Here is an 18,570-nt window from a genome sequence, read left to right as displayed (position 1 = left end):
CTCCTTCACACTTTTTCGATCGGTGCAAATTTCGCAAGCAGACGTTTGACGCCGACGTCCGGGAAAGCGATGTCGAGTTCGACGTCATCCGCAGAACCTTTGACGCTGACGACCGTGCCTGTCCCCCACTTCTTATGTTTGGCTTTGTCGCCTGCTTTCCAGCCAAGTTTCTCCCCACCGGTCGCTTCATAGACAGGTTTTTTCACTGCCGGCCGGCGCGGTGCTTCGCTCCGGGCACTGCCGCCGAACGAAAAGCCGCCGGATCCGCTGACGGTGTCGATGACATCGCCGGAAATCTCGGAGATGAACCGGGAAGGATTATTGTAGCTCGAACGGCCGTACAGCATACGGCTCGAAGCGGAGCTCATGTATAGTTTCTTTTCGGCCCGAGTGATGGCCACGTACGCAAGACGGCGTTCTTCTTCCATCTCTTCGGCATCGCCGATCGACCGCGAGTGCGGGAAGATGTTCTCTTCCATGCCGACGACGAAAACGACCGGGAATTCCAGCCCTTTCGCCGAGTGCATCGTCATCAGGACGATTTTTTCCGCTGTTTGGTTCTCTTCTTTGTCGAGCGAATCGATATCCGCGATAAGCGCGAGATCGGTGAGGAAGGCGACGAGCGATTTATCGCCTTCGTCCTCTTCCGCCCGTTTCTCGAACGCTTCGGTCACGGACAGGAACTCATCGATGTTTTCGAGCCGGCTTTCGGACTCGATCGTCTTTTCGCGTTCGAGCATCTCCCGATAGCCGGTCTTCTCGATCACCTGTTCCGTCAGTTCCCGGACGGACAGGAATTCCTGCATCTGTGTGAATCCCTGGATCATGTCTCGGAATTTCGCCGCTTCGATGGCCGCTTTTTTTGTCAGCCCCATGAAATCGAGTTCCTGCATCGCATCGAAGATCGACCGGTCGTTCTCGATGGCAAAGCCCGCCATCCGTTCGAATGACGTGGCGCCGATGCTCCGTTTCGGTTCGTTGATGATACGGGCAAGCGCGAGATCATCGTCATTATTAGCGATCAAACGCAAGTAGGCGAGGATGTCTTTGATCTCTTTCCGGTCATAGAACTTCGTGCCGCCGACGATCGTATAGTCGAGATTCGACTTGACGAGGTATTCCTCGATCATCCGGGACTGGGCGTTCGTCCGGTAGAGGACAGCGAACTGGTCGAGTGCGAGTCCATCTTCCTGCTGATGCTCGATGATCCGGCTGACGACGAATTGTGCTTCGTCTTTTTCATCGGAGGCTTTATAGACGGTGATGGCGTCGCCTTCGTCGTTCTCCGTCCGCAGCCGTTTGTCATACCGGCTCGCATTGTTCTGGATGACGTCGTTCGCCGCCTTCAGAATTGTCTGCGTGGAGCGGTAGTTCTGTTCAAGCAGGATGACTTCGGCGTCCTTGTAGTCTTTTTCGAACGACAGGATATTGCCGATGTCAGCGCCCCGCCACTTGTAGATCGACTGATCGGAGTCGCCGACGACGCAGATGTTGCGGAACTTTGCAGCAAGCATCTTGACCAGTCTGTACTGGGCGTTGTTCGTATCCTGGTATTCGTCGACGTGGATGTACTGGAACTTGTCCTGATAGAATTCCAGGACGTCCGGCACTTGTTCGAACAGCCGGAGAGTGAGCATGATGAGGTCGTCGAAATCGAGCGACTGGTTCTTGCGCAGCTTTTTCGTATAGCCGTCGTACACATCGGCGATGACCCGGTCGAACGGATTCGATTCGTTCATGCCGGCACGGTATTCATCCGCGTCGATGCATTCGTTCTTCGCGGAACTGATAATGTTGAGCAGTGTACGAGGGTCATACTGTTTCGGATCGAGGTTCCGTTCTTTCAATACGGCTTTGACAGCTGACAGCTGATCCGCCGAATCGAGGATTGTGAAGCTTTTCTTGAAACCGATCCGATCGATGTTGCGCCTGAGGATCCGCACGCACATCGAGTGGAATGTCGAGACCCACATCCGGTCGCCCGAGCCTTCGCCGAGGAGGCCGTCGATCCGGCTGCGCATTTCCCGTGCCGCTTTGTTCGTGAATGTGATGGCAAGGATCTTGGACGGATACACATCCTTTTCGATGACCAGGTATGCGATCCGGTGGGTCAGCACCCTGGTCTTCCCTGAACCCGCGCCTGCCATGATGAGCAGCGGGCCTTCCGTCTTCTTCACCGCTTTTGCCTGCTCGGGGTTCATGCCCACGAGCAGGTCTTGTGAAAGTTCTTTCATGTTTTATAACCGCCTTTTAGGAACGTTTGTTCTTCAGTATACACGAGTCACTTAGGGGCTGCCACGGATTTCACGGCATCGACAGTTGCCAGTGCGGTTTTCAGATCATCATAGATGACGTTGCCGACGACGACTGTGTCGGCGATGGCCGCCATTTCCGCAGCTTGTCCGGCTGATGTGATGCCGCCGCCGTACACGAGCTTCGTCTCCTCGAGGACGGACGCCGCCGCGCTGACCATCTGCGGATCGCCGTACATGCCGCTGTATTCCATATAGAAGATCGGGAAGCGGAACAGATGCTCCGCCATACGGGCATATGCGGTGACGTCCTCTTTCGTCAGAGGCTGCGTTGCCCCGGTCAGCTGTGCAGCTTTGCAGTCCGGGTTCAGAATGCAGTACCCTTCCGCCGCCACCTCTTCCCATTTCATCATATGGCCGAATTCCTTCAAGGCCTCCAAGTGGACACCGTTCATCCACTTCACGTCATTTGCATTCAGCACCGTCGGGATGAAATAGTAATCATATCCGAACGTCACGGCATCCGCGTCCGAGACTTCGAGCGCGAGCGGCACAGCGTAACGGCGGAGCCGGGCAAGCAGATGGAGCACACCTTCGAGCGTGATGCCGTCCGTCCCGCCGACGATGATGCCGTCCGTCCCTGACTCCGCGAGTTTTTCCAGTTCATCGTCGTGAATCGTTTTTGCGGGGTCCAATTTAAAGGCGTGTCGCCAATTATGATAGTCCATTTCCAGTCACCTGCTTCTTCATGATTCCATTCATCCATTATAGCAAATATTGCAGAGCGATTCGCCCCGCCGGCCGTCTGAAACAAAAAAAAACCGAAACAGCAGTCCGCTGTCCGGTCATTCGTTCGTTTCAGATGAAGGCCGGCCACTGGCGCCAAGCCGGTCGACGATCAGATTGTAGCCGCCAGATCCATAGTCGACACAGCGCCGGATCCGTGAGATTGTCGCTGTACTTGCACCGGTCTCCGTCTGGATAGTGTCGTACGTCTGCTTCTTTTTCAACATGACGGCGACATCCAGCCGCTGGGACAGCGACTGCACTTCGCCGATCGTGCATAGATCGTCGAAGAACGCATAGCATTCTTCGATTGTCTGTAATTCTAATATTGCGCGGAAAAGCTGATCTGTCCGGTCGTTCCTGATTTTTTCGAGCATCGGTTGTTCCTCCATTCTTACGGGGTGTAGGTGACGGATCGGCCGATCGACTGTTCCGGCACGATGTGGACCCACGTCTGGCCGGGAACCAGTTTGGCCGGCACCCCATGCTGGACCGGCATGATCACACCATCGAGCACCTTCCATTCCGTATCCAGTGCGACGCCGTTCTGGAATAATATCGCCGGGCCGCCTTTCGACAGATCGAGTGACTGCCGCCCCTCGCTGTCGATCGTTTCGTACGGCGCTTCGATCACAAGGACGTTGGCCGGTGTGATGGTCGTGTCGTCTGCTTTGTCGGTTGTGAGGATGCCGTTGACTTCCCTCGTATACGTGTGGGCTTCCGGATCGAATGTATAGGTGCTCGTGAAATTCGGATCTTTCTGGCCCACGACAACAGTTGCTGCAATCTCCCCCAGTTTAGCACTTTCCGCATCGGGATGGAACGACAGATGAGGCTCTTTGCGGATCGTTCCGTCGATTTGCAGATCTGCCATCGCTTCCTCAATGTGGGCTTTCGATATATAGGAGTTATGCGGCGCTTTCCGTTCACGCGACCGCTCGAAGTACGTGCCGTCGTACTGCATGCCGTTGATGGCGTCGACGGTGTTCTGTGCCAGCAGATCCCGGGCGTCCGGACTGTAGCCATGGGCAATGTAGAATGCATCCAACCCTTCCGCAATGTCGATGAAGTAATCACGGGCGCTGCGGATCGGACCGATTTCGTCAGGAAGTCCGCTCTGATACAGGGCGAGAAACCGTGTGATATTCCCTTCTGCCAGTACTTCATAGACGATGTCCGCTTTGCTGAGACCGGATTGCGGCCGGGCAAGCGGATGGTTGTTGATGGTGGCGAGGATCGGCCGCATCGGGAATGCCTCTCCCTCCATACCTGTAAATGGTGCTGCGGCGAGAACAGCCTGTTCAGCCTGTTCAGTCTTGGCACCTACGTCTTGTCCGTCTTTCGGGGCTGCAGCTTCACTTTCATTCTTCTGCGTGCATCCTGTCAGCAGCAGAGCTGTGCTGACCAGCGCGGCGGCAGCTAATTTCGTTACGTTCATGATCGGTCTCCTATCGTTTTGTCGTCGGAATCAGTTCGGCGTTCCGCATGACATCGAGTACGCCGGCCTGGGTGATGCGTACATACGGCAGATGGGTGGACTGCAGGAAGAGCAGGCTGTAGATGGCATCCCCTTTGTCGTACCCGCGCGCTTTCAGATCCTCTTTCAGTGTCCGTTCCTGTTCACGGATGATTTCGACGGGCTGGTCGGACAGGCTTCCGCCGATCGGCAGCGGAAGTTCCCGCAGCACAGCTCCATTCTCCGTGAGGACGATGCCGCCGCCGATCTCTTTCACGCGGCGGAACGCCCGAATCATCTCCTGCTTATCTTTACCGATCAGGATAAAATCACCTGTATTCGAATAGGAGGAGGCAAGTCCCTGCAGTCCATCCGCGAAACCTTTCAGCATCGTATTCACCCGCCATTTCCCGTTGCGGTCGATGAGCGCAAGGAAGCATTCATCATGATCATCACTGAGCGTCTCACCCTGGATGTCCGCTTCGGACTCATATGGCTTCGTGATGACATCATTCAGCATGCGGATGCCGGTCGGTTGCGCCACTGCAAGATCGTCTGCCGTCAGATCGAAGTCCAGTTCCAGATCGGGGACCGCAGACCAGTCGGCTTCCTGGAACGTCATGCACGCCTTGCCGCCGCGCTTCAGCCAGACGCCTTTCGACAGGACATCTTCCGGGTTCGGCTCGCGGATATCCGTCAGGAAATTGAACGTCGCAAAACGGCCGGGTGCCAGTACACTATGCAAGTCATCGATGCCGTAATACCGTGCGATATTATAAGACGCCATCTGATAGGCATCGATCGGCTCCACGCCCGCTTCCAAGGCGATCCTAATGCATTTGTCCATCACTCCGTCCTCATGGAAAAGAGGCGGCGAGCCGTCCGTCGTCATCATAAGATGATCGAAGACGTCGAGCCCTTTTGCGAGGATCCCTTCCAGCAGCGGTTTCAGATCCGGGCGGATGGACGATTCGCGCAGCGTGACGGCATACCCTTGCTGCAGCCGCATCTCGGCTTCCTCCGCCGTCATCGATTCGTGGTCGCCGTCCGCTCCGAACAGCCGCATGCGGGCAAGTGTCCGTTCCGAAGCACCCGGGAAATGACCTTCGATCTTTTTGCCGTATTGTTTTGCAAGCCTCATGGAAGCCGTCATGGCCATATCACCTTTCAGCAAGCGCGGCCAGCCGGTCAGTTCCCCGCCCATCAGTACATCATCCCGCTTCAGCCACTGCTCCACCTGGTCAGGCGCGAACAGTTCCGCCTCATTCCGGAGGACAGTCTGCGAATCGAACCGCGCCCACCAATAGAACGAGAACGGCAGCTTCTTCAGCTGATCGAGCAGGCTGAACGCGTTCGGCCGGTCGACCGCCATCAGCAGCATGAGTGTATCCGCCAGGAACGCCGTCGTGCCGTGCTGGGCTGCGAACTGCGCGAACGATTCCGGGTTATAGAGCTGGAACGGATGGACATGGGGCTCGATATAGCCGGGCACAATCCACTTGTCCGCAGCATTGAACCGTTCAGCGCCTTCCGTTACAGCGGGCAGCCGGTCTCCTATGTACAGAATCCGTCCGTGCTTGACCCAGATTGTGCCGGTCTTCCACTTTTTCAAGACTGAGTGTAAGTATGTAGCATTTTCAATAAGCAGATCCGGAGCTTCTTTTCCGTCGATGACGGCGATCTGCGAAGCGATTTCTTCAGCAGTCCACATGCAATTCGTCCCCTTCTTCCGATTCTTTCTCTGTTCATCGTACCACAGAGGGAAAAAGCTGGATAGGGGCGGTAAAGCAGGAAACCGGGACGCATCTGACGAAAGACAAAGCATGAGACTTGTTCAGGAAGGTGATAGGAGATGGATGAAAAATTGACGTTCGACGAAGGAACAGCGACTGAATACGACAAAGGGATCCGGCGGACGCTCCCGACCTATGACGGGCTCATCCGGCTGTCGGGCTCGGCATTGCGGCTGTATGCAGGGGCGGAAGCGGATGTCCTGCTCATCGGTGCGGGCGGCGGCAACGAACTCATGGAGTATGCCGCACTCTACCCGGGATGGACCTTTACAGCGGCGGATCCTTCGGCGCCGATGCTTGCTGAAGCCAAGAGGAAAGCTGCTTCCCTTGCCGAAGGACGCGTTTCGTTCACTGCAGGCTCCGCTGCCGATGTGCCGGCGGACAAGCAGTTCGGCGCGGCGGCCTGTCTGCTTGTACTGCATTTCCTTGAGACGGAGGATGAAAAACGGAAACTGCTCGGCCAGATCCGCTCACGGCTGGCTCCCGGCGCTCCCTTTGTCATCGCATCGATGACGGGGGATGCCGCCTCTGCTGAATTTGACGTGCAGTTCGCTCTTTGGCGCCGGCATTGGCTCGACCGGACTTCGCTCAGCGAAACGCAGGTCGATGAGATGGAAAAAGGCATCCGCGCGCTGTCCTTTCTCCCCGAAGAAGAGATTGAACAGCTACTGGCGGATGCCGGCTTCGAACAGGTCACGCGTTTCTTCCAGACGACGTTCTTCACAGCCTGGGTATGCCGGGCGGCAGGGTAATGAAGCCAGTTGGCCGTGGCTGAATGCACTGACGCATGCAGCCGCCTATTCCCTTTGAAACTTGAAGTGTCTGCATAGAAGGATCCCTTCTTGGTTAGTCTGTACGTAAACGACTGACTCGGAGAAGAGGGGGCTGAACATGGCTGACAGCAAACAGCAGACAATGCCGAAATTCATGAAGACACTTACTGATGCGCTCCCCAAGTCCTATGATGTGCTGCATGTGCCCCTCTCCAGCAATGGGCAGTCCGCACAGCTGCTGTATTTGAAGACCGTTGTGGACGGGGCGGTACTTCAGGAAACGATCATCAAGCCTTTCTTCGAGACTGCTGATGAAAGGATGTTTGCTGCGTATCTCCGCGGAATGCCGAACCGGATCGACTTGCCGAGCACCGAAGAAGTCCTGACGATGCTGACAGCTGGGTTTGTCCTTGCTTATACCGATGGTGCCTATAGTTTTCTGGAGGTCCGGAGGCTCGGCAATACGGATCAATTGGAGACAATCAAGGAAGCGACCATCCATGGACCGCAGCTCGCGCTGAGCGAAGATTTAGAGACGAATATAAGCATCATACGGCAGCACTACCATTCACCCAGCCTCTACATCGAAACCCACCAGCTGAACGACAAAAGCCGGATGGCGATCGCACTTCTGTATGACGAAAAAGAAGTTGATATCGAAGTGCTGCGCCGTGTGAAAGAACGTCTCGACGCGCTAGATGAGCCGCTAATACAGTCTTCGGGTGACTTGGCCATCCGTCTCACGAGACGACGTTTTTCACTGTTTCCTCAATCGATTGTCACCGAGCGTCCGGATCGTATCGTCTACAATCTTACAGGTGGTAAGATCGTCCTCCTCGTCGATAATTCCCCCTTCGGCATCGTCCTGCCGATTGTCTTTTTCGATTTGATGGTCTCCATGGAAGAGAACTACCATACCTACTTCGTCTCTTTGTTCAACACACTTCTCGGATGGTTTGGTCTGTTCACCTGCCTGTTGCTGCCGGCCTTCTATGTAGCTATTACAGCTTTTTCACCTGGCATACTCGGGACGGAACTGACGCTGTCCATTGCAGGAAGCCGAATCGGTGTCCCGTATCCGTCGTTCATCGAAGCGCTCATCATGCTGCTGTTCGTCGAACTGCTGACCGAAGCGAGTGTGCGTCTTCCGAAGACTATCAACGCTGCGGCAACGACGGTAGGCGGACTGATTCTGGGCACCGCGGCCACGGAAGCTTCACTAGCTTCCAACATTCTAATCATCGTCGTTGCGATTGTCGCCATCTCGACATTTGTCATCCCCAACAATGAGCTAAGTTTTACGGTACGCCTCTGCCGGGTCTTCCTGATTTTTTTTACAACGCTGTTCGGCATGGTCGGACTCGTGTCCGGTTTCCTGTTGCTGATTTTGCACCTGACGAATCTTGACAGCTTCGGAAAGCCGTATCTGCGGATTGGCTGGCGGAGCAAGCGCAGTGAAAAGCAGGTGAGCAGTGAATGAGCCGGTTTCTATATTATTTGATATTTACCAATATGCTTGCCATCATCACAACGCCGATTCCACGTCTACTGCTGCAGGATGCCAAGGAAGGTGCGATAGCTTCAATGATTCTCGGTGCAGCGGCAGGCATCGCCTTCACGTGGATCATTGTCCGCTTCTTTTCAAATCATCCAGGGATGGATCTTCCTGATCTGCTCGTTTCGTACACCTCCGACTGGTTCCGAATTCTTGTGACCTTCTACTTTGCCCTGCTCTGGTATCTCGCAGGAGCCATCACACTTGTAATGACCGTCTTCCTGCTCATCACCTTCCTGACACCTGAAATGTCGATCTATACGATAACTGCATCCCTCTTGGTCACCGTCTATTTCGGTGTCCTCCTGAAAACGAAAAGTGTACTCTTCAGTTTGGAAATTGTTTTCGTCTTGATGGTTCCTTTTGGGGTATTGATGTTGTTGAAGCTATTTACCAGTGATGAGCTGAATTGGGATCAGATACAGCTGAGTATTATGCATATCAATAGACTGCCGACTTTCACAGCTTTCACGTCCACTTTCTTCATGTTTATCGGATGTGCAAATCTGATCATATTCAATAAGTATTTCAAGGAGAAGCAGCGTCTTTCCCCTTGGTCACTCGGTATTGTCCTCCTGTTCGGTGCCTTGATGCTTGCGACTTCCTACTTCTTCCCGATCGGCCTATCTGGTTTCGACAGAATTGACCAGCTCATCTTTCCCTGGATCTCGTCAGCGGACGCCATCCGCATGAAATATGGATTAGTGGAGCGGGTCGTATTCATTTTCATGTTCATCTTCGTGACGATCGCTTTCATGAGTATCATCATCCACTGGCATGTCGCCTATAAACTCATCAATAGCGTCTTCCGGCCCGGTTTCCTTCAGGTGAACCAGCAGAACTTCGCTCCCTTCGTACTCGTCTTCTTATTCTTGGCAGTCGGTACGGTGCTCGTTGTCAGGATGACGCAATATGATATTTATCACTACAGCATCTACTATTACAATACGCTTCCCGTATTCATCGCCGTCTTCTTTCTGATGATGTTTGCGGTCAGGAAAGGAGCGTCCTCCTCATGAAAAAACAGGCACTGTGTGTTGGATTCCTCTGTCTGCTTCTGCTGCCGCTGCTGTCAGGCTGCGGATACAAAGGGGTCGACAAACGGTCGTTCGTAGTGGGAATGGGGATAGATCCGGCGCATGATTCCGAGCATAAGTACCGGGTCACCGTGAAAGTGGCAAAACCGATCTCTGCGCTCAAAAATGCAACCGAGACGGAATATGCCTTCCTTACGCAGGAGAGCGACTCCGTTGCGGAAGCCATCCGGTTCCTTGAGACAAAGGATGACAAATTGCTCGATTTCAGCCAGGCGAAAATACTGGCATTGAACGAGGAGCTGCTGCAAGGAGACTTATTTGAATTGATGGATTACGTGGTACGGCGAGGGGATATGCAGCTGGTCCTCTATGTATTGGTCGCCCGTCCTGACGCTGAACAAGTTTTACGGGGACAGCCGACACTGGAGTCAGCAGGGGAAAATGCACTGTACAACTTCTTTGACGGCACAGGGACGGAGAGCCCGTTTGTAACGACGACGTTCCTCTTTGAATTCCGCCGCGACTACGACACGAAAGGACTGAGTTCTGTGCTGCCCATCGTGATCGGAAAAGAGAACGGAAAGGAACTCGAAGTGAACAAAGCCATCGTCCTGAAAAACTCCGTTCCCCCAGTCGTCTTATCTTCCACCGAGACCAAACTGTACAATACCTTATACAAAGGTGCGAACGGCTACGGATACCGCATCGAGAATGACGGATACAAGTTTCTCCTGACCATTGACCGGGCTAAGATGAAAATCAAGATGAAGGTCGATGGGACCGGACAGCCGACCGCGAAAGTTTCTGTAAAGTTGGTCGGTGCCGTCAACGAGTCGAATAAGATCCTTTACTTGAATGAGCTGGATAAGTACAACAAGATTTCAGAAGAGCGGCTCACAGAGCAGCTCACCGGCTTTTTGAAGAACATGCAGGAGAAGAACGTCGATCCGTTCGGCTTCGGGCTGAAATACAGAGCGTCCCGGCTGAACACCGACGGGACGGTCGAGGAATGGAAAAAAATCTACCCTGAACTGGTATTCGATGTCGCGGTCGATGTGAAACTGAAGTCGGTCGGTGCACTGCAATAAGAAAGGCACCGGCTGGAGTCTGCTCACTCCGAGGCCGGTGCCTTTTCCAATACGACTCATTCAGGAGAGCCCGATCCGTTCAAAAATCATGTCGATTTTCTGCAAATGATAATTGTAGTCGAAACAGCCATCGATTTCCTCTTCACTGAGACGCTCTGTGATCGGCTGACTGCCTTTCACGAGTTCCTGGAAGGAACGCTGTTCATCCCATGCCTGCATCGTAAGGGGCTGCACGGTATCGTATGCCGCTTCCCGGGACATCCCTTTGTCGATCAGCGACAGCAGGACACGCTGCGAATAGATCAGCCCGTGGGTCCTGTCCATGTTGCGCTTCATGTTGTCCGGGTAGACCGTCAAATTCTTCACGATATTGCCGAAGCGGTTCAGCATATAGTTCAGCACGATGGTCGCATCCGGAAGAATGACGCGCTCTGCAGACGAATGGGAAATGTCGCGTTCATGCCAGAGCGGTACGTTCTCATATGCCGTCATCATATATCCGCGCATGAGACGGGACAGCCCGGCCATATTCTCCGACCCGATCGGATTCCGTTTGTGCGGCATCGCGGACGATCCCTTCTGGCCTTTTGCGAAGAACTCTTCCACCTCACGGGTTTCCGACTTCTGCAGCCCGCGGATTTCCACAGCAAACTTTTCAATTGATGTCGCGATCAATGCAAGCGTCGACATATACTGGGCATGGCGGTCACGCTGCAGTGTCTGCGTTGACACGGAAGCCGGTGTCAGCCCGAGCTTGCGGCAGACATACTCTTCCACATACGGGTCGACATTCGCATACGTGCCGACCGCGCCTGAGATCTTGCCCGCCTGGACGGAAGCGGCAGCCGCATCGAAGCGCTCCAGGTTCCGCTTCATCTCTTCGTGCCAGAGGGCGAGCTTCAGACCGAACGTTGTCGGTTCCGCATGGACGCCGTGTGTGCGTCCCATCATGACTGTATATTTGTGCTCCTTCGCTTTCTCCGCCAGGATGTCGATGAACCGGACGAGGTCTCTCCGTAATATTTCGTTCGCCTGCAGCAGCAGATACGACAGTGCCGTATCGACGACATCGGTAGACGTAAGACCATAATGGACCCACTTCCGTTCGTCCCCTAATGTTTCCGATACTGCGCGGGTGAACGCGACGACATCATGTCGGGTCTCCTGTTCGATTTCCAGGATCCGTTCTACGGAGAATCCGGCATTCTTCCTGATCTTCTCAACGTCTTCTTTCGGGACATCCCCAAGCTCAGCCCACGCTTCACTGGCGAGAATCTCCACTTCCAGCCATGCTTTATATTTATTTTCATCTGCCCAGATTGCGCCCATTTCGGGCCGTGTATACCGCTCTATCATCTTCTGTTCCTCCTTGATCAGTCACCTTCCGCCAAAATCCCCTTCAGCTGGATGATCTGGCGGATCGGGACATACTCGCCGTCCCGTTCTTCAAATAATGGCTCTTCCCGGCGCCCGGCCGGCAGATAGCCTTCCGCTTTCATGCGGTCCAGGCAATCGGAAATGGTTTCCTGCTCATCGACTTGAAACCAGACTGTTTTCCGTTTACTCACTTGAATAATTTCCCCTTCTTGATGCTCTTGACCCAGAAACCGCCTCTTATCGTTTTTGGCTCATATGAAATAATGAATGCTTTCGGATCAAGCTCCGCAATCGTAGTATACAGCTTCAGCTCATATTTACGCGGTGTCAAAATTTGCATAGCCGACCGATTGCCTTCCAGCCCATGGGCTGCCCAATCCGTCACACCATATCCCTTTGCCCGCAGCGTCGTTGCAAGCTCACGGTTGATTTCATCGGTTATGACATTCACCGTTATGTAGCCAAGCGCCATCTTTTCTTCAATTTTGGTTCCGATAATAACACCCGATCCGTACCCGACGGCATAGGCGATCAGATTCTGGATTTGATCCAGGCTGTCCAGAACAAGCCCCAATCCGACGACATAGACCACTACTTCGACCATACTGACCATCGCGGCAATATAGCGGTAGCCTTTCAGTGTCAAAATCATCCGTACTGTGGAGAACGACACATATACGATGTTGATCACAAAGATGATCAGCACCAGCGTCCACGCATTCATGAGGCAACCCTCCAATCTACTTCATTTATCGTACAGGTGAAACAGGCGGATTACAAGCACAATCCCCCTTCTGACCAGCTGGTGAATGTCAGCAGTTTCCGGGGGTTCCGCTCATAAAATCTGATTTCCGCTCATAACCGGCCTGCTGGCGCGGCCGGTTATGGGGTTCTGACGACGCATTGCGAGCAGCGTGGTGTCCAGCAGATCAAAACCAAAAGCTGACTGGTGGGCTCCGCTCCGCTGCGCCTTTTCTGGGGAGCGGCCATGCCAGTCAGCGTTCCATACAAATAAAAAAAGCGAGCGGAGACATATCGTCTCCACTCGCGTTAATCCAGCTCCGACTCCCTGATGCTTGTCGCATCAAAACGGTCGTCCCCGCTTTTTAGACCTGCCTGGCAACGTCCTACTCTCACAGGGGGAAGCCCCCTACTACCATCGGCGCTGAAGAACTTAACTTCCGTGTTCGGTATGGGAACGGGTGTGACCTCTTCGCCATCATTACCAGACAGATGAGCTTGTTCGCTCAAAACTGGATAAAACAGACATTGTGCAGTCAAGACCGCCTTACGGCCCTTCCGCTTTTGTTTGGTTAAGTCCTCGATCGATTAGTATCTGTCAGCTCCACATGTCGCCATGCTTCCACACCAGACCTATCCACCTCATCATCTTTGAGGGATCTTACTTACTTGCGTAATGGGAAATCTCATCTCGAGGGGGGCTTCATGCTTAGATGCTTTCAGCATTTATCCCGTCCACACATAGCTACCCAGCGATGCCTTTGGCAAGACAACTGGTACACCAGCGGTGTGTCCATCCCGGTCCTCTCGTACTAAGGACAGCTCCTCTCAAATTTCCTGCGCCCGCGACGGATAGGGACCGAACTGTCTCACGACGTTCTGAACCCAGCTCGCGTACCGCTTTAATGGGCGAACAGCCCAACCCTTGGGACCGACTACAGCCCCAGGATGCGATGAGCCGACATCGAGGTGCCAAACCTCCCCGTCGATGTGGACTCTTGGGGGAGATAAGCCTGTTATCCCCGGGGTAGCTTTTATCCGTTGAGCGATGGCCCTTCCATGCGGAACCACCGGATCACTAAGCCCGTCTTTCGACCCTGCTCGACTTGTCGGTCTCGCAGTCAAGCTCCCTTATGCCTTTGCACTCTTCGAATGATGTCCAACCATTCTGAGGGAACCTTTGGGCGCCTCCGTTACCTTTTAGGAGGCGACCGCCCCAGTCAAACTGTCCGCCTGACACTGTCTCCTGCCCGGATCACGGGCAAGGGTTAGAAGTCCAATACAGCCAGGGTAGTATCCCACCATTGCCTCCGCGTAAGCTGGCGCTCACGCATCCAAGGCTCCTACCTATCCTGTACAGGCTGCACCGGAATTCAATATCAGGCTACAGTAAAGCTCCACGGGGTCTTTCCGTCCTGTCGCGGGTAATGCGCATCTTCACGCATATTATAATTTCACCGAGTCTCTCGTTGAGACAGTGCCCAGATCGTTACGCCTTTCGTGCGGGTCGGAACTTACCCGACAAGGAATTTCGCTACCTTAGGACCGTTATAGTTACGGCCGCCGTTTACTGGGGCTTCAATTCGAAGCTTCGCTTGCGCTAACCTCTCCTCTTAACCTTCCAGCACCGGGCAGGCGTCAGCCCCTATACGTCACCTTACGGTTTTGCAGAGACCTGTGTTTTTGCTAAACAGTCGCCTGGGCCTATTCACTGCGGCTCTCTCGGGCTGTTCACCCTACCAGAGCACCCCTTCTCCCGAAGTTACGGGGTCATTTTGCCGAGTTCCTTAACGAGAGTTCTCTCGATCACCTTAGGATTCTCTCCTCGCCTACCTGTGTCGGTTTGCGGTACAGGCACCTCCCGCCTCGCTAGAGGCTTTTCTTGGCAGTGTGAAATCAGGGACTCCAGGGAATACTCCCCTTGCCGTCACAGCTCAATGTTACAGGAACGGGATTTGCCTCGTTCCACACCTCACTGCTTGGACGCGCATGACCAACAGCGCGCTCACCCTATCCTTCTGCGTCCCCCCATTACTCAAACGGCGGGGAGGTGGTACAGGAATATCAACCTGTTATCCATCGTCTACGCCTATCGGCCTCGACTTAGGTCCTGACTAACCCTGAGCGGACGAGCCTTCCTCAGGAAACCTTAGGCATTCGGTGGAAGGGATTCTCACCCTTCTTTCGCTACTCATACCGGCATTCTCACTTCCAAGCGCTCCACCAGTCCTTCCGGTCCAGCTTCAACGCCCTTGGAACGCTCTCCTACCACTGACACCTGAGGTGTCAATCCGCAGTTTCGGTGATTCGTTTAGCCCCGATACATTTTCGGCGCAGCGCCACTCGACCAGTGAGCTATTACGCACTCTTTAAATGATGGCTGCTTCTAAGCCAACATCCTGGTTGTCTGGGCAGCGCCACATCCTTTTCCACTTAACGAATACTTGGGGACCTTAACTGGCGGTCTGGGCTGTTTCCCTCTCGACTACGGACCTTATCACCCATAGTCTGACTCCCAAACATAAATCATCGGCATTCGGAGTTTGTCTGAATTCGGTAACCCGGGATGGGCCCCTCGTCCAAACAGTGCTCTACCTCCGAGATTCTGACGTTTGAGGCTAGCCCTAAAGCTATTTCGGAGAGAACCAGCTATCTCCAGGTTCGATTGGAATTTCACCGCTACCCACACCTCATCCCCGCACTTTTCAACGTACGTGGGTTCGGGCCTCCAGTAAGTGTTACCTTACCTTCACCCTGGACATGGGTAGATCACCTGGTTTCGGGTCTACGACCCCATACTCATGCGCCCTGTTCAGACTCGCTTTCGCTACGGCTCCGCGTTCTCGGCTTAACCTTGCATGGAATCGTAACTCGCCGGTTCATTCTACAAAAGGCACGCCATCACCCATTAACGGGCTCTGACAACTTGTAGGCACACGGTTTCAGGATCTATTTCACTCCCCTTCCGGGGTGCTTTTCACCTTTCCCTCACGGTACTGGTTCACTATCGGTCACTAGGGAGTATTTAGCCTTGGGAGATGGTCCTCCCGGATTCCGACGGAATTTCACGTGTTCCGCCGTACTCAGGATCCACTCTGGAGGGGATGGAATTTCGGTTACGGGGCTTTTACCCACTCTGGCGGGCCTTTCCAGGCCGCTTCGCCTACCCCATCCCTTTGTAACTCCGTATAGAGTGTCCTACAACCCCAGGAAGCAAGCTTCCTGGTTTGGGCTCTTCCCGTTTCGCTCGCCGCTACTCAGGGAATCGATGTTTCTTTCTCTTCCTCCGGATACTTAGATGTTTCAGTTCTCCGGGTCTGCCTCGTATCTGCTATGTATTCACAGATACGTACCATCCTATTAAAGATGGTGGGTTTCCCCATTCGGAAATCTTCGGATCACAGCTTACTTACAGCTCCCCGAAGCATATCGGTGTTAGTGCCGTCCTTCATAGGCTCCTAGTGCCAAGGCATCCGCCGTGCGCCCTTCCTAACTTAACCATAAAGTCATTGTTCTTCCGCCATCCAGCGATGAATGGACGTCAGAACGAAAAAGAATCGCAGTCCGGCTCACAAATGTGTCCGGCTCGGTTGATTGTCTTGATTTGTTGCTTCAATGTCGTTTTATCCAGTTTTCAAAGAACAAGTTTGAAAGTTCAATTGCGGACAAAAAGTCCGGCCATGAGCCTTCAAAACTGAACGCAAAATGTCAACGTAAGAACCGACAGGTTCTTTTCCGAATGTACAGCTTCTTCCTCGCAAGGAGGTTCCGCTGACATATATCCTTAGAAAGGAGGTGATCCAGCCGCACCTTCCGATACGGCTACCTTGTTACGACTTCACCCCAATCATCTGTCCCACCTTCGGCGGCTGGCTCCCGTAAGGGTTACCCCACCGACTTCGGGTGTTACAAACTCTCGTGGTGTGACGGGCGGTGTGTACAAGACCCGGGAACGTATTCACCGTGGCATGCTGATCCACGATTACTAGCGATTCCGGCTTCATGCAGGCGAGTTGCAGCCTGCAATCCGAACTGGGAACGGTTTTCTGGGATTGGCTCCCCCTCGCGGGTTTGCAGCCCTCTGTACCGTCCATTGTAGCACGTGTGTAGCCCAGGTCATAAGGGGCATGATGATTTGACGTCATCCCCACCTTCCTCCGGTTTGTCACCGGCAGTCACCTTAGAGTGCCCAACTGAATGATGGCAACTAAGATTAAGGGTTGCGCTCGTTGCGGGACTTAACCCAACATCTCACGACACGAGCTGACGACAACCATGCACCACCTGTCACCGCTGCCCCCGAAGGGGAAGGCATGTCTCCATGCCGGTCAGCGGGATGTCAAGACCTGGTAAGGTTCTTCGCGTTGCTTCGAATTAAACCACATGCTCCACCGCTTGTGCGGGTCCCCGTCAATTCCTTTGAGTTTCAGCCTTGCGGCCGTACTCCCCAGGCGGAGTGCTTAATGCGTTAGCTGCAGCACTAAGGGGCGGAAACCCCCTAACACTTAGCACTCATCGTTTACGGCGTGGACTACCAGGGTATCTAATCCTGTTTGCTCCCCACGCTTTCGCGCCTCAGCGTCAGTTACAGACCAGAAAGCCGCCTTCGCCACTGGTGTTCCTCCACATCTCTACGCATTTCACCGCTACACGTGGAATTCCGCTTTCCTCTTCTGCACTCAAGTCCCCCAGTTTCCAATGACCCTCCACGGTTGAGCCGTGGGCTTTCACATCAGACTTAAAGGACCGCCTGCGCGCGCTTTACGCCCAATAATTCCGGACAACGCTTGCCACCTACGTATTACCGCGGCTGCTGGCACGTAGTTAGCCGTGGCTTTCTGACGAGGTACCGTCAAGGTACGGGCAGTGACTCCCGTACGTGTTCTTCCCTCGCAACAGAGCTTTACGATCCGAAAACCTTCTTCACTCACGCGGCATTGCTCCATCAGACTTTCGTCCATTGTGGAAGATTCCCTACTGCTGCCTCCCGTAGGAGTCTGGGCCGTGTCTCAGTCCCAGTGTGGCCGATCACCCTCTCAGGTCGGCTACGCATCGTCGCCTTGGTAGGCCATTACCCCACCAACTAGCTAATGCGCCGCGGGCCCATCCTGCAGTGACAGCCGAAACCGTCTTTCAGAGTTCCTCCATGCGGAGGAACTGATTATTCGGTATTAGCCCCGGTTTCCCGGAGTTATCCCCATCTGCAGGGCAGGTTGCCCACGTGTTACTCACCCGTCCGCCGCTGATCGCCGGGAGCAAGCTCCCATTGATCCGCTCGACTTGCATGTATTAGGCATGCCGCCAGCGTTCGTCCTGAGCCAGGATCAAACTCTCCATAAATCTGGCAGCCGATGCACAATGCATTGCGTCGTCAGTTTCACTCGTTCAGTCAGTCACGTACCGAAGTACGCTCCTTCCTTCTCTCGATCACTTCCTAGCACTGCAATGCGCCTCGGCTGCCAGATACGTTCACTCAATAAGAGAAAAACGCATACAGAAAATTGATTGCTCAATTTCTGCTGGCATCATTTAAGATGTCTATCAGATCTGTTGATCTGGTTTTGTCTGTTCCGCCGACGGGGTCGGCTTCCCAAACGTTAATTCGTTGACATTTTGCTGTTCAGTTTTCAAGGTTCATGTTGTCTGGAAGGCGTTTTAGTAAGTCGCGTTCCCGACTGCTTAATTACTATACCAAGCGGTCGGTTAGAAGTC

The 18,570-nt window shown here is 53.9% G+C and carries 12 protein-coding genes and 3 rRNA genes; 4 read left to right on the top strand and 11 right to left on the bottom strand.

What is annotated here, in order from left to right:
- Positions 1-5: 5 nt before the first annotated feature.
- The 5 genes from pcrA to QWT68_RS15380 all read right to left on the bottom strand — a co-directional run bounded on the left by pcrA (position 6) and on the right by QWT68_RS15380 (position 6,205).
- The gene (gene pcrA, locus QWT68_RS15400) at positions 6-2,234 is read right to left on the bottom strand and encodes a DNA helicase PcrA (protein WP_290148861.1); all 2,229 of its coding nucleotides are present in this window, start codon (positions 2,232-2,234) and stop codon (positions 6-8) included.
- A 47-nt stretch (positions 2,235-2,281) separates the two neighbouring features.
- The gene (pcrB, locus tag QWT68_RS15395; protein ID WP_290148859.1) at positions 2,282-2,980 is read right to left on the bottom strand and encodes a heptaprenylglyceryl phosphate synthase; all 699 of its coding nucleotides are present in this window, start codon (positions 2,978-2,980) and stop codon (positions 2,282-2,284) included.
- Positions 2,981-3,097: 117 nt separating this feature from the next.
- Positions 3,098-3,415 carry a YerC/YecD family TrpR-related protein gene (locus QWT68_RS15390; protein ID WP_290148857.1) on the bottom strand — a complete coding sequence of 106 codons (318 nt, stop codon included), beginning with the start codon at positions 3,413-3,415 and terminating at the stop codon, positions 3,098-3,100.
- Positions 3,416-3,432: 17 nt separating this feature from the next.
- Positions 3,433-4,476 (bottom strand): DUF3048 domain-containing protein, encoded by a 1,044-nt coding sequence (locus tag QWT68_RS15385; RefSeq protein WP_290148855.1) that lies wholly within the window; start codon positions 4,474-4,476, stop codon positions 3,433-3,435.
- 10 nt (positions 4,477-4,486) lie between these two features.
- Entirely contained in the window at positions 4,487-6,205 is a 1,719-nt protein-coding gene (locus tag QWT68_RS15380; RefSeq protein ID WP_290148853.1) for an adenine deaminase C-terminal domain-containing protein, read from the bottom strand.
- Between the two features lie 141 nt (positions 6,206-6,346).
- Here QWT68_RS15380 and QWT68_RS15375 point away from each other — a divergent pair, with 141 nt between their 5' ends.
- The 4 genes from QWT68_RS15375 to QWT68_RS15360 all read left to right on the top strand — a co-directional run bounded on the left by QWT68_RS15375 (position 6,347) and on the right by QWT68_RS15360 (position 10,740).
- Complete coding sequence (locus QWT68_RS15375) at positions 6,347-7,039, top strand: class I SAM-dependent methyltransferase (RefSeq protein ID WP_290148852.1); 693 nt, start codon at positions 6,347-6,349, stop codon at positions 7,037-7,039.
- 139 nt (positions 7,040-7,178) lie between these two features.
- Positions 7,179-8,540 carry a spore germination protein gene (locus QWT68_RS15370; RefSeq protein WP_290148850.1) on the top strand — a complete coding sequence of 454 codons (1,362 nt, stop codon included), beginning with the start codon at positions 7,179-7,181 and terminating at the stop codon, positions 8,538-8,540.
- A complete protein-coding gene (locus tag QWT68_RS15365) occupies positions 8,537-9,634 on the top strand; it encodes a GerAB/ArcD/ProY family transporter (RefSeq protein ID WP_290148848.1) in 1,098 nt (365 codons plus the stop codon). Before QWT68_RS15370 ends, QWT68_RS15365 begins: the two co-directional genes overlap by 4 nt.
- On the top strand, positions 9,631-10,740 hold the full coding sequence (locus tag QWT68_RS15360; RefSeq protein ID WP_290148847.1) for a Ger(x)C family spore germination protein: 1,110 nt from the start codon (positions 9,631-9,633) through the stop codon (positions 10,738-10,740). The genes QWT68_RS15365 and QWT68_RS15360 overlap by 4 nt, the downstream gene beginning before the upstream one ends.
- A gap of 60 nt (positions 10,741-10,800) precedes the next feature.
- Here QWT68_RS15360 and purB read toward each other — a convergent pair whose 3' ends face one another.
- The 6 genes from purB to QWT68_RS15330 all read right to left on the bottom strand — a co-directional run bounded on the left by purB (position 10,801) and on the right by QWT68_RS15330 (position 18,198).
- On the bottom strand, positions 10,801-12,096 hold the full coding sequence (purB, locus tag QWT68_RS15355) for an adenylosuccinate lyase (RefSeq protein WP_290148845.1): 1,296 nt from the start codon (positions 12,094-12,096) through the stop codon (positions 10,801-10,803).
- Positions 12,097-12,113: 17 nt separating this feature from the next.
- Positions 12,114-12,308: an NETI motif-containing protein gene (locus QWT68_RS15350; protein WP_040285984.1), complete on the bottom strand. Its 195-nt coding sequence runs from the start codon at positions 12,306-12,308 to the stop codon at positions 12,114-12,116.
- Complete coding sequence (locus QWT68_RS15345; protein WP_040285985.1) at positions 12,305-12,841, bottom strand: DUF2179 domain-containing protein; 537 nt, start codon at positions 12,839-12,841, stop codon at positions 12,305-12,307. The genes QWT68_RS15350 and QWT68_RS15345 overlap by 4 nt, the downstream gene beginning before the upstream one ends.
- A 390-nt stretch (positions 12,842-13,231) precedes the next feature.
- Positions 13,232-13,347: ribosomal RNA gene (gene rrf / locus QWT68_RS15340) — 5S ribosomal RNA — on the bottom strand.
- Positions 13,348-13,426: 79 nt separating this feature from the next.
- Positions 13,427-16,358: ribosomal RNA gene (locus QWT68_RS15335) — 23S ribosomal RNA — on the bottom strand.
- Positions 16,359-16,646: 288 nt separating this feature from the next.
- Positions 16,647-18,198: ribosomal RNA gene (locus QWT68_RS15330) — 16S ribosomal RNA — on the bottom strand.
- Together the 16S, 23S and 5S rRNA genes form the textbook arrangement of a ribosomal RNA operon.
- Between the last annotated feature and the right edge of the window lie 372 nt (positions 18,199-18,570).

Origin of the sequence: Sporosarcina trichiuri (genome assembly GCF_030406775.1) — a bacterium.
Lineage (GTDB): Bacteria > Bacillota > Bacilli > Bacillales_A > Planococcaceae > Sporosarcina > Sporosarcina trichiuri.
The sequence above is the reverse complement of the archived record's forward strand: the minus strand, read 5'-3'. Positions and strand labels throughout refer to the sequence as shown.